This window comes from Winogradskyella ouciana (assembly GCF_009709615.1).
GTDB lineage: Bacteria > Bacteroidota > Bacteroidia > Flavobacteriales > Flavobacteriaceae > Winogradskyella > Winogradskyella ouciana.
In genome coordinates this window covers 180132-192551 of record NZ_WJYA01000004.1, presented here as the reverse complement: position 1 = coordinate 192551, position 12420 = coordinate 180132, and the positions used below count along the sequence as shown (strand labels likewise).

Genomic DNA, 12420 nt, shown 5'->3' with positions numbered 1-12420 from the left:
TTAATTATCTAATACTATTGGGAAAGTATGTTTTAACCCTTTAAACTGTACTAAATCGGCACGTAGTGATCCTACGGCCAAGTCTGCTTTTATCTTTAATGGAATTTTATTCTTATCAGCACTCACCCACAAGGTCAAACTCTCTTCTTCCTTAAATACTCTACCTGCCATTACGTAAGGTCTAAATTTTAAGGTTTTAACTCTAACTTTAGAACCATTAACATCAACCTTTATTGTTTCTTTACCCAAATATTTAAGTTTAAAACCGTAATTCTCTTCATCAAAAAACATATTGGTTTTTATTTCATCTCCAATACTTAATGAAGAAATATCAATGCTGTTTCTTAGATAATAGTACATGGACACCATATCCTGCACATCTTTTTCTGTTGAAATAGTCTTTATCTTTTTATGCTTCTTGTTATTGACAATAGCTTTTTGCTCTTCGTGAATAAAATCAATTTCTATATCTTTAGTATGGCCACCTTCATCAATTTTTCTAATAAATTTATATGGCGCACCTGTTTCCTTATCAAAGTAGCTTTCGTATCTATCTCTTACTTTAAAAAAAGCGTTGGCAAGACCTGTGGTCTTTCCTTTACCCACAACATGAAAAACGGACTTTCCGTTTAATTTTTTCTCATCAACTTTTAATGTCGCCTCACCAGCTTTAAACCAGCCACTGTAGCTCATTCTAAATTTAAACCACTCACCAGATTGAAAAGCAGATTCACTCTGTACGCTTGGTGCTTTAAGTCCGATAAGAAAAACTAGTATGGTAAATATATATTTCATGTGTTTTTGTCTAGTGAAATTTGACGGTCACATACAGTTCGCAATTTATACTTCTATAAACCGATAAACTTTTAACATGCTCGTGTCATAATCTCCAGTTTGTAAATTTAAATAATGTAACGCAATTTTTATGTTACAATTATCTTAATTACAATTACTGTTCCAAATCTATTAAAACCCTGAAACACAAGCAAAAACTATAGTCTATTTAAAAATATCTTCGATTAATGCTCACATTTTTAAAGTTTTTCGATGCTAGAGTAGAGCAAACCAAAGTACATCTATTTTAATCTCGATGTACAATTAGAATTTAGAGTTGGTTTTTATAAGCGCGTTTATCAGTAGGGAGTTAAACGCGCTTTGCTTTTTTATAAAGTACCTCTCTTAGCCTGTTCTCTTTCAATAGACTCAAACAAAGCCTTAAAATTACCTGCGCCAAAGCCACGAGCTCCCATACGTTGAATAATCTCAAAGAACAAGGTTGGCCTATCCTCTACTGGTTTTGTGAAAATCTGAAGTAAATAACCTTCTTCGTCAGCATCTATCATAATGCCAAGGCCTTTTAAGGTTTCGATATCCTCTCTGAGTTCATGGCTGAATTCTTCCAATCGTCCTGGTACGGCTCTATAATACTCTTCTGGTGGAATGGATAAAAATTCAACTCCTCTGGCACGCAATTGAGAAACGGTTGTTATGATATCGTCAGTGGCCACTGCAATATGTTGCACACCTGGTCCTTCATAAAAATCTAAATATTCTTCAATCTGAGAACGCTTTTTACCTTCTGCAGGTTCGTTAATTGGGAATTTTATTCTTCCGTTACCATTACTCATTACTTTACTCATCAGCGCTGAGTATTCGGTATGAATTTGCTTATCATCAAATGATAGGAAGTTTACGAATCCCATCACATCCTCGTACCATTTTACCCAAGTATTCATTTCTCCCCAACCTACATTACCTACCATATGATCTATGTACTTTAAACCTACTGGTTCTGGGTTGTAGTCGGACTCCCATTTCATAAATCCAGGCATAAATACACCATTGTAATTTTTGCGTTCTACAAACATGTGTACGGTTTCACCATAGGTGTAGATGCCAGCTCTCACCACTTCTCCAAATTCGTCTGTTTCAACTTTTGGCTCCATATAGGACTTGGCTCCACGTTTTGTGGTCTCTTCGTAAGATTTGCGTGCATCATCTACCCAAAGTGCTACAACTTTAACTCCATCACCATGTTTAACTATATGATCGTTTATTGGGTTCTCAGAGCTTAAAGGCGTCGTAAGCACCAGTCTGATTTTGTCTTGTTTTAAAACATAAGACACCGTGTCTTTGCTTCCGGTTTCCAATCCTTTGTATGCATACGACTGAAAACCAAAGGCAGTTTTATAAAAATGGGCTGCTTGCTTTGCATTACCTACATAGAATTCTACATAATCTGTTCCTAAAAGCGGAAGAAAATCTTGCGCTCCTTCGAATATTTTTTCTAGACCGTAATCAACGGATTTTATTTCTTTTGACATAATATTAGAAGCCCCTTCTAACTTCCCCATAGGGGAAGAACTCTTACTGCTGGGCTAAAAGAGTTTGAGTTTATATATTATTTATTCGTTTTCGTTCTATTTGCTCAACATATCCCTTCCCTCCAGGAAAGTCAGGGTGAGCTTTTACTCCAACCAAGATTTATAATAATCCCCGTCGGCAATTTTCAATGCTTCTTCTGTTACTTTTAATGGCTTAAATGTATCTACCATTACTGCCAGTTCATCTGTTTTCACCTTACCAATACTGCGTTCCATTGCTCCTGGATGTGGTCCATGCGGAATACCTGCAGGATGCAATGAAATATGGCCTTTATCAATATCATTTCTGCTCATAAAATCGCCATCCACATAATACAACACCTCATCACTATCTATATTACTATGGTTGTATGGTGCTGGTACAGCTAAAGGATGATAATCATATAAACGTGGCACAAAGCTACAAACTACAAAAGCATCGGTTTCAAAAGTTTGATGCACTGGTGGTGGTTGATGTACTCGTCCCGTTATCGGTTCGAAATCGTGAATTGAAAATGCATAAGGATAATTGTAACCATCATAACCCACTACATCAAAAGGATGCGACGCATATACCATATCAAATATGTCATCTTGCTTTTTTATCTTGATTAAAAACTCACCAGATTCATTATAGGTCTCCAGTTCTTGCGGTTGACGTAAATCGCGCTCACAAAATGGTGAATGCTCCAATAATTGCCCAAACCAGTTACGATAACGCTTAGGTGTGTAGATTGGTCGTCTACTTTCTACAATAAATAAGCGATTATCTTCTGTATCAAAATCTATTTTATAAATAATGCCTCTTGGCACCAACAGATAATCTCCGTATTTAAAATCTAAATTACCGAGATGTGTTCTTAGTTTACCTGAGCCTTTATGGACAAAAATAAGCTCGTCAGCATCTGTGTTTTTATAAAAATAATCTTCCGTGGATTTTTTTGGAGCTGCAAGTATAATACTGCAATCGCTGTTGGTTAAAACAGTCTTTCTGCTGTCTAAATAATCGTTTTCGGGCTTTACCTTAAATCCATGAAAACGATAGGATTGCATGTTGTTGGCTTTCGCTACTTTTGGTGCGACACTATATTGTTTCTTTATTTCTTTTACTTGAGTTGGTCGTTGCTCGTGGTAACTATTGGTTGACATTCCGTCGAAACCTATAGTACCAAACAATTGCTCATAATAAAAACTACCATCTGGTTTTTTAAACTGTGTATGGCGTTTTGGTGGAATTTTTCCTAATTTATGATAAAATGGCATTTGTAATTCTGTTTAATTGTTGAGTTGTTTATTCGTTGATTTGGTATAAACCAGCAACGTTTAAAGGTACAAAAAATGAAAACTAAATTAAAGATATCCTGAAATAAGACTTCGACACTTCGACTCTGCTCACTCAGTGCAGGAAAGTATAGCATAACCGTTCAGGATGAGACAAATGCTATTCTGGGTTCCTTTTGATAAGGAAGTGTAAGTGTAGTTTTATGTTTGCCCAGAATGGTTTCATATGAGTTACAAAGTTGATAATTTTTTAACTTAAAACCAAAACCCAAGATTAAAGAACCAATAACCATCGCCTGTTTCTGGTGAGTATGTATATTTCCCTTCTAAAGGTCCTAGAAACGTTTCTAAAGAATAACCCAAAGCATACCCACTATAATCAGGCGCTGTAATCCATTCGCCTGTTTCAAAAATCCCGTCTTCTATATTGGCGTAATTAGCCGCTAAGAGGATATGATGCTTTTTAAAAATTTCGTAATCCAAAGTAAAGGTTGCTTTTACAAAACTATCGCCCGATAAGGCTAAATAATCGTAGCCATAAAAGGATTGAAAATTATTAATGAAATTTTTGCCATAGCCACCTAAACCAAATCCTAAAGTCGTTGTGGAGTTATCTCCAATTTTAAAGCCACCACTCGTTTCAGTTTTTAAGGCGAGTTGATCTGTAAAGCTAAATGCATATCCTATATTGGCTTTGGCTATTGAAAACTGCTGAAAATCGGTGTTAAAATCTGACGCATTGAGATATAAATGAAAATCCCCATTAAAATAAAATCCGCTTTTAGGAAAATTAAAATTGTCATAATCGTCAAAAATTAAATTACCATAGACACTAAAATAATCTGTATTTTCAAAAGTAAATTCATCTTCTTGATTATTGTCTATAATCGTTTCCGAAGTTATCTTAAGGCGTTTATACTCTGCACCTGCTCTTAACGCAAAGTCTTTTCTAAAAATGGTCTGTAAGTAAATTTGATTGGTGAAATCCGTGAGTTCTACGTCAATTTTGTTCAGTCCGGTTAACAAAGGAGAATCCTCTTCTAAAGCAAGTAATGGATTTATGTTTTTATTAAAACTATTGTAACGCGACTTAACACCTATACTGATATAAAACCCTTTGTCGATGAAATAATCGAAGTTATATCTAGAATTATCGCCAAGAATAATATCTAAGGACGCTATATCATTATTAAACAGTAATCTTTTTTTTGTAATATTGGCCAAAGCTGCACTTTTATACAAGCCATCGTAATGAACGCCTAATCTTAAAAAGGTAGATACTTCTGACTCTCTAATTTCTCCCATTAAGTTATACCCTTTGTTATTTGAAGAGGGTTCTAAATAGTACCGGAGCGTGTTAAAGTTGTTGGTTGCTATGAGGTTATTTACACCTTCCTTAAAATCATTATAACTTATCTTTTCATTATCCTTAAACTTGAGTTTCCCCAAAAGATAAGCTCTTGTATATCTTTCATTTCCAGTAAAATTTATAGAGTTGATTTTAATGCTATCTAAAAGTTGAAGCTTAGATTTTTCTGAATAAGTGCTTTGCTGTTTTTTTACCTTTAGCAATTCGGCAATATTAGCTCTAGCTGCTGCCTCACCATTGGCAATAATATCTTCCCCTTCACTAAACGAAACAACAGAAAATTCAGCTATATCTGGTTTTATGTAGATATCTGTCAGACTAGCTTTTTTTTTCATAGCGTTAATAGTGCGAAAGTTATTGATCTGAAGTAAAATCTCAGGCGCCGATTTTAACGATTTTCTGTCCTTAAGTGCATCTTGAACATCTACACCGATAATAATATCCATACCTTTAGCCCTTAACTCTTCAACAGGAAAATTATTGGTAACTCCTCCATCTATCAATATTTTATCATCAATTATGACAGGTTGAAACAGAGACGGAAGCGCACCACTTGCAGTTACGGCTTCAGCTAAATTCCCTTTATCCATAATTATGGATTCTCCTGTCTCTATATTTGTAGCAATGCAAAAAAAAGGAATTGGTAAATTCTCAAAGTCTCTTACGTTGTTTACAGGAAGCATCATTTGATATAGTAAATTATAGACACTCTGCCCACGAGACAACGCAGAAGGTAAGCTTATATTAAACCTATCAAACGGGAGACTAACAGCATATTTTTCTGAATTATCGCGCTCGTAAAAAGGTTTTGATGCTCTAGGGAATTTATCATTTATCAATTCATCAAAATCGATAGTATTAAACAAATTCTCTAGCTGTTTACCAGAATAACCTGTAGCGTACAAAGAACCTATAATGGCTCCCATGCTTGTACCTGAAATATAATCAATCTTTATACCCAAACTGTCAATAACCTTTAATGCTCCAATGTGCGCAAACCCTTTAGCCCCACCACCACTTAAAACCAGACCTACTTTTGGCTGTTCATCCTCTTGGGCATGTATACTGTTTAAGTTATACACTAGAAAAAATAAGAAAAAAACAAGATTTAACTTATTAATCCTTTGTCTATATGTGGGTGATAATTTCAAAATGAATTTATTCTTTATGGTAATAATTATACACTTTATTTGCTCTTGCTACTCCAATTACCGCTTCAAGTTCATCCAATTTCGCATTGGCAATTCGTTTTACGGTTTTAAAACGCTTCATTAAATCTATAATGGTCTGCTCGCCTACTCCAGGAATATTTTCTAGCTCAGTGGTCAATGCACTTTTACTTCTTCTATTTCTATGGTGTTCTATACCAAAACGGTGTGCTTCATTACGTAATTGTTGTATGATTTTTAACGTTTCGCTTTTCTTGTCTAAATATAATGGAATTGGATCATCTGGATAGAATAATTCTTCTAAACGTTTAGCAATTCCGATGATTGCTATTTTACCTCGCAATCCAAGCGCATCTAAACTTTTTAATGCCGAGGACAATTGCCCTTTGCCACCATCAATGATAATGAGCTGTGGTAATGGTTGATCTTCTTCAAGTAATCTTTTGTAGCGTCTATATACGACTTCTTCCATAGAAGCAAAATCATCTGGACCTTCAACTGTTTTTATATTAAAATGACGATAATCCTTTTTGCTCGGCTTTCCATTTTTAAACACTACACAAGCAGCCACAGGATTTGTTCCTTGTATGTTAGAGTTATCAAAACATTCGATATGTCTTGGCTCTTCCGACAACCGTAAATCAGCTTTCATTTGTGCCATAATTCTATTGGCATGACGATCTGGATCTACAATTTTTATTTGCTTCAATTTATCCATTCTGTAATACATCGCATTACGTTTAGATAAATCCACAATGCTCTTTTTGTCCCCAAGCTTTGGAACTGTTACTTTCACCTCTTCACCTAAGTCAATCTTAAACGGTACGTAAATTTCCTTAGAATTTGAATTGAACCGTTGTCTTATCTCAGTAATTGCTAACTCTAAAAGTTCTTTGTCTGATTCCTGAAGCTTTTTCTTCAGCTCAAGTGTATGTGACCTTATGATAGAACCATAACTTAATTGTAAGAAGTTAACAAAAGCATAGGTTTCATCACTTACAATAGAAAACACGTCAACATTACTAATCTTAGGGTTCACAATTGTTGATTTAGCCTGATAGTTTTCTAAAATTTCTAGCTTTTCTTTAATCTTTTGGGCATCTTCAAATTGCATGGCTTCCGCGTGTCGCTTCATCTGTTTTCTAAACTGTTGTAGCGAATCCTTAAAATTCCCTTTTAAGATTTCTCTAATAGCAGTGATATTAGAATGATATTCTTCCTCCGTTTCTAAGCCTTCACATGGGCCTTTGCAATTTCCGAGGTGATACTCTAAGCAAACTTTGTATTTTCCTGCTTCAATTTTAGCTTCGGATAAATCATAATTACAAGTCCGTAATTGGTATAACCCTTTGATTAGGTCTAAAAGCGTTCTTACGGTTTTCATGCTGGTGTATGGCCCGAAATATTCAGATCCATCTTTAATTACTCTACGCGTTGGGAATATCCTAGGGAAGCGTTCATTCTTGATACAAATCCAAGGGTAGGATTTATCATCCTTAAGCATTACATTATACTTTGGCTGATACTTTTTTATAAGATTATTCTCTAACAGTAAGGCATCATTTTCAGTTTCTACAACAATATGTTTTATCGACGCTATATTTTTAACCAATACACGTGTTTTACCATAATCGTGATGCTTCGTAAAATAACTGCTCACCCGCTTTTTTATGTCCTTAGCTTTACCAACATAAATTAATTTATCATCGGCATCAAAATATTGGTACACACCTGGTTGGTGCGGAAGGGTTTTTATCTGAATATCTAAGGCAGTTTTTGGCATTGAATCAAAAGTACATGAAATTTTTTATTTGAAAATTCGATAGAATCAAATGAAACAATTTTATGGACTAACAAAGTGGTTCTTGATGTGATTATTAAATTTTTAATCTTTAAAAAGTAAAATTTAAAGTCACAGAAAAAAGGTAAGAATTCGTAAAAATAATTGTGCAAATTCAATAGACTTTATCACTATCTTGCGCCACTTTTTAAAAATTTTATTTCATATGAAAAAAACTTTGGGGCGTGTCGATAAGATAGACTTTCCCGAATTACTGCTTAAAAGTATCGATGTAAAAATTGATACTGGCGCTTACACCTCTGCCATACATTGCTCACAAATTAGTGAGGCTAATGGCAAACTATATTGCACTTTTAAAAGTAAAGGTCATCCCAATTTTAATAGTAAGGAAGTGGTATTTGAAAATTACACTTACACTGATGTAAAGAGCAGTAATGGCCACAAGGAAAACCGCTATAAAATTAAAACAACTGCTATATTCTTTGGAAAAAGCTATAAGATTAACTTAACTTTAAGCACCAGAGACGATATGAAATTTCCGGTATTAATTGGCCGTCAATTTCTAAAACAAAAATTTTTGGTCGATGTTGACCTAGACAACCAATCCTATAAGCACACTAATGAACATTGTAATTCTTTCGCGTAATGCACATTTATATTCTACCAGGCGACTCGTAGAAGAAGGCGAAAACAGAGGGCATGAAATTGAAATTATCGACCCTTTAAAGTGCGATATCATTATAGAAAAAGAAAAACCGACCATTTATTATAAGGACAGATATTTAGATTATGTAGATGCCATTATCCCTAGAATTGGCGCGTCGGTCACCTTTTTTGGCTGTGCAGTTGTACGTCAGTTTGAAATGATGAACGTCTTTACAACTGTTTCCTCTGATGCCATCATACGTTCTCGCGACAAATTGAGAAGTTTTCAGCGTTTATCTAAAGCTGGTATTGGTATGCCAAAAACAGTTTTTACCAATTACTCTCGTGATGTTGAAGAAGTTTTAGCGCATGTTGGTGGACCACCTGTAATTATTAAACTACTGGAAGGCACCCAAGGTCTGGGAGTGGTACTGGCAGAAACAAAAAATGCTGCTGAATCGGTTCTAGAAGCCTTTAATGGACTACAGGCAAGAGCGTTAGTACAGGAGTATATAGCCGAAGCCAAAGGAGCCGATCTAAGAGCATTGATTGTAGATGGACAAGTTGTTGGGGCTATGAAACGTCAAGGTAAGGATGGTGAATTTCGTTCTAATTTACATAGAGGAGGAAGTGCTGATTTAATTAGACTTTCTGAAGATGAATTAAAATTGGCGATAAAAGCGGCACGTGCTCTAAAGTTGCCTGTATGCGGAGTAGATATGTTACAATCCTCAAGAGGGCCATTGATTATGGAGGTCAACTCTACGCCAGGCTTGGAAGGTATTGAAAGGGCAACACAAAAAAATATAGCGAGGGCTATTATTACTTTTATTGAAAGAAACACAAAATAGACTCTTTTGCCCAAGCGTGAGAGTCCCTTTCGAAGCCTGTGCTTAGCGCAGTTGAAGCAGGAAGGTAAGGATGGGCTAATTTTTATGAGCAAAAAAGAAGTATTACATATTCTTGGAGAAAAAGTAGGACTAGGAGAAAGTGCCAAGGTTAGCTTTAATGTTGCAAAACTGCATACCCAAAACACAATTGATGTTCCGGTGATTATTGAACGCTCCAAAAAGCCTGGACCTACAGTTTTAATTACAGCTGGTATTCATGGAGATGAAGTAAATGGTGTGGAAATTGTACGTCAGATTATTGCCAAGGGTATCAATAAGCCTAAAAAAGGGACGATTATATGTATTCCTGTCATTAACGTTTTTGGGTTTATCCACATGGATCGAGAATTCCCTGATGGCCGGGATTTAAACCGTGTATTTCCTGGTATAAAAGGAGGTTCTTTAGCAAGTAGAGTAGCTTTTAAATTGGTGACCGAAATTTTACCGCATGCAGATTTGGTTTTGGATTTTCATACAGGAGGTGCTGGTCGTTTCAATTCTGCCCAAATTCGTGTTATAAAAGAGGAAAAAAGTCTAAATGAATTAGCACAAATATTTGGTGCTCCATTCGTATTATATACTAAAAACATCAAGAAATCATTCAGAAGCACCTGTCACAAATTGGGTATCCCTATTTTGTTGTATGAAGGCGGTAAATCCTTTCATATAGACCATCACATCACCAATACAGGTGTTAATGGAGCTAAACGCGTGCTACATCATTTAGGGATGTTAGGTTCTAAATTTAAGGTGTCTGAGCCAAAAAAATCTTGTGTAAATATATTACAGAGTAAATGGATTAGAGCTAGTTATTCTGGCATGTTTAAATCTTCAGTTTCAATTAATTCTGAAGTAAAAAAAGGAGATGTTCTTGGACATATTACAGATCCTTACGGTAGTTTTAACCATTTTGTAAAAGCACCAAATAATGGCTATATTTTTAATGTTAATGAATCACCAATAATTTATCAAGGTGATGCTATTTTTCACATTACCACTAAAACCGAATCGTGACAAAATCCGAACTCCGAAAAAAATATAAATCACTTCGTAAGGCATTATCCCTTGATGACGTTGAAGATTATAGTCTTTCTATAGCCAATCAGTTGCTAAAATTAGATATTTGGGATAAATCCTTCTATCATATCTTCTTGACCATAGAAGAACAAAAGGAAATCAATACCGAATACATTTTAAATATCCTAGCAGGAAAAGATAAAAACATCGTCATTTCAAAAAGCAATTTCGTGGATTTTTCGATGACACATTATCTCCTCACAGATAGTACAACAATTAAAAAAAACAACTATAACATTCCCGAACCAATTGACGGAATCCCTATCGCTTCAGAACAATTAGAGGTAGTTTTTGTACCGCTTTTAGCGTTTGACAAAACAGGAAACAGAGTGGGTTACGGAAAAGGATTTTATGATCGATTTTTGAAACAATGTAAACCTGAAACCATCAAGATTGGCTTATCATTTTTTGAAACTGAAACGGAGAATTTTGAAGCCGTAGATAATGATGTTAAGTTAGATTATTGTGTGACTCCGAATCATGTATTTCAGTTTTAGGCTTGTCATTAAAAGCTTTTTTATTGAACACAATTAAAATCCCGATACCTGTACTAATAGCAATATCGGCAACATTAAAAACAGGGTCAAAAAAAGAAAAGTATTTTCCACCAAAAAATGGTAACCATTCTGGTAGCACTCCACTCCAAATGGGAAAATGCAGCATATCTACCACCTTACCATGAAATACTTCAGCATAACCACCTCCTTCTGGTAAAAATGTAGCGATCTGCATGTCACTATCGCTAAATAATACGCCGTAAAACACAGAGTCAATAATATTCCCTAAAGCACCTGCAAAGATTATGGAAATTGCAAAAATCAATGTTTTAGACTTTTTTTTCTTAGTGACATCTACCAACCAAAACCCAATACAAGTTACAGCTACAATTCTAAATAAGGTTAAGATAAGTTTGGCTGATCTATCTGAAATAAAGGTGAAAAAATCACTCAATTTAGTTCCCCATGCCATGCCATCGTTTTCCACAAAAGCGATTTTAAACCATGAAAAGACAGTGATGTCATCATTTAACGCAAAATGTGTTTTGATATAAATTTTGCTGATCTGGTCTATCAGTAAAATGAGGATGATGATAAATAAAGCTTTCTTTAGGGACATTAAGCGATTTTAGGCAAATGTAAATTATTATTCTTTTTTGGCAACAGTTATATCTCCATTAATGGATTTCAAATTCCACAGAGACTGCGATGGATTAAAGTTGTCCTTAACTACCTCACCATTTTTAGATGATGCAATAATTTTCCCATCTTTGGTAACAACGCTAATATTACCGTCAATAGTATTGATAATGCCGTTCTTAGCCAACCCATTAACATTACAGTACCCTTGCAAAAGCTCTATGGAAAGCATATTGAAATTTCCGGTAACATCTGCAGAGCCAATATCGCTATGAATGTTTAAATTAAGGTTTTCAGGGATTTTAAGATGTAGAGTTGCTGCAATGACTTTATGAGCATTTCTCTTGTTGTCTGGTATATCTTCAAAAGACATAAACTCTAATCGAAGTGTAAGTTTGTTGTTTTTTTCTTCAGTTATTATCTGATATTTACTTTGGTATTCACCATCTAATGTTGATGTTATATCAATGAGATTCGTTTTAGACGTTACAACCGAAATATTGAAAATTTGATTGCCTTGTATTGAAATAGTTTCAATGGCAGTTGCATCTATGGACTTTGTCAGTATGTTTTGAGAATTACCACAGTAAGAAAATACAAGACAAAACACTAAAACAAAAGACCTCACAGGTTTTAGAAACCTGTGAGGTCTGTATTTATAATTGCAAATCTGCTTTTTTGTCATGGGA

Annotated in this window: 11 protein-coding genes; 4 read left to right on the top strand and 7 right to left on the bottom strand. The window is 34.9% G+C overall.

Annotated features, from left to right (window positions below; genetic code table 11):
* The 5 genes from F1003_RS04780 to uvrC all read right to left on the bottom strand — a co-directional run bounded on the left by F1003_RS04780 (position 1) and on the right by uvrC (position 7965).
* Complete coding sequence (locus F1003_RS04780; RefSeq protein ID WP_155088080.1) at positions 1 to 795, bottom strand: DUF3108 domain-containing protein; 795 nt, start codon at positions 793 to 795, stop codon at positions 1 to 3.
* A gap of 368 nt (positions 796 to 1163) precedes the next feature.
* Positions 1164 to 2324, bottom strand: coding sequence for a 4-hydroxyphenylpyruvate dioxygenase (gene hppD / locus F1003_RS04775; protein WP_155088079.1), 1161 nt, complete (start codon positions 2322 to 2324; stop codon positions 1164 to 1166).
* Between the two features lie 144 nt (positions 2325 to 2468).
* Complete coding sequence (locus F1003_RS04770) at positions 2469 to 3626, bottom strand: homogentisate 1,2-dioxygenase (RefSeq protein ID WP_155088078.1); 1158 nt, start codon at positions 3624 to 3626, stop codon at positions 2469 to 2471.
* A 273-nt stretch (positions 3627 to 3899) separates the two neighbouring features.
* Positions 3900 to 6095, bottom strand: coding sequence for a patatin-like phospholipase family protein (locus tag F1003_RS04765; RefSeq protein WP_368732350.1), 2196 nt, complete (start codon positions 6093 to 6095; stop codon positions 3900 to 3902).
* A gap of 76 nt (positions 6096 to 6171) precedes the next feature.
* On the bottom strand, positions 6172 to 7965 hold the full coding sequence (gene uvrC / locus F1003_RS04760; RefSeq protein ID WP_155088076.1) for an excinuclease ABC subunit UvrC: 1794 nt from the start codon (positions 7963 to 7965) through the stop codon (positions 6172 to 6174).
* 223 nt (positions 7966 to 8188) lie between these two features.
* On the opposite strand from uvrC, the gene F1003_RS04755 reads away from it, so the two are divergent.
* The 4 genes from F1003_RS04755 (at position 8189) to F1003_RS04740 (ending at position 11092) form a co-directional block, all read left to right on the top strand.
* Positions 8189 to 8629 carry an ATP-dependent zinc protease family protein gene (locus F1003_RS04755; protein WP_155088075.1) on the top strand — a complete coding sequence of 147 codons (441 nt, stop codon included), beginning with the start codon at positions 8189 to 8191 and terminating at the stop codon, positions 8627 to 8629.
* Positions 8604 to 9479 (top strand): 30S ribosomal protein S6--L-glutamate ligase, encoded by an 876-nt coding sequence (gene rimK, locus F1003_RS04750; RefSeq protein ID WP_155088074.1) that lies wholly within the window; start codon positions 8604 to 8606, stop codon positions 9477 to 9479. Before F1003_RS04755 ends, rimK begins: the two co-directional genes overlap by 26 nt.
* A gap of 84 nt (positions 9480 to 9563) precedes the next feature.
* The gene (locus F1003_RS04745; protein WP_155088073.1) at positions 9564 to 10532 is read left to right on the top strand and encodes a succinylglutamate desuccinylase/aspartoacylase family protein; all 969 of its coding nucleotides are present in this window, start codon (positions 9564 to 9566) and stop codon (positions 10530 to 10532) included.
* Entirely contained in the window at positions 10529 to 11092 is a 564-nt protein-coding gene (locus F1003_RS04740) for a 5-formyltetrahydrofolate cyclo-ligase (protein WP_162306897.1), read from the top strand. Before F1003_RS04745 ends, F1003_RS04740 begins: the two co-directional genes overlap by 4 nt.
* Here F1003_RS04740 and F1003_RS04735 read toward each other — a convergent pair.
* Positions 11046 to 11711 carry a lipoprotein signal peptidase gene (locus F1003_RS04735; RefSeq protein ID WP_155088072.1) on the bottom strand — a complete coding sequence of 222 codons (666 nt, stop codon included), beginning with the start codon at positions 11709 to 11711 and terminating at the stop codon, positions 11046 to 11048. The two genes, F1003_RS04740 and F1003_RS04735, sit on opposite strands and share 47 nt — an antisense overlap.
* Before the next feature lie 27 nt (positions 11712 to 11738).
* The gene (locus tag F1003_RS04730) at positions 11739 to 12359 is read right to left on the bottom strand and encodes a DUF4097 family beta strand repeat-containing protein (protein ID WP_155088071.1); all 621 of its coding nucleotides are present in this window, start codon (positions 12357 to 12359) and stop codon (positions 11739 to 11741) included.
* Positions 12360 to 12420 lie beyond the last annotated feature (61 nt).

Coding starts and splice junctions, on each gene's coding strand:
- F1003_RS04780 (WP_155088080.1), bottom strand. CDS start 795: ATGAAATATATATTTACCATACTAGTTTTTCTTATCGGACTTAAAGCA.
- hppD (WP_155088079.1), bottom strand. CDS start 2,324: ATGTCAAAAGAAATAAAATCCGTTGATTACGGTCTAGAAAAAATATTC.
- F1003_RS04770 (WP_155088078.1), bottom strand. CDS start 3,626: ATGCCATTTTATCATAAATTAGGAAAAATTCCACCAAAACGCCATACA.
- uvrC (WP_155088076.1), bottom strand. CDS start 7,965: ATGCCAAAAACTGCCTTAGATATTCAGATAAAAACCCTTCCGCACCAA.
- F1003_RS04755 (WP_155088075.1), top strand. CDS start 8,189: ATGAAAAAAACTTTGGGGCGTGTCGATAAGATAGACTTTCCCGAATTA.
- rimK (WP_155088074.1), top strand. CDS start 8,604: ATGAACATTGTAATTCTTTCGCGTAATGCACATTTATATTCTACCAGG.
- F1003_RS04745 (WP_155088073.1), top strand. CDS start 9,564: ATGAGCAAAAAAGAAGTATTACATATTCTTGGAGAAAAAGTAGGACTA.
- F1003_RS04735 (WP_155088072.1), bottom strand. CDS start 11,711: ATGTCCCTAAAGAAAGCTTTATTTATCATCATCCTCATTTTACTGATA.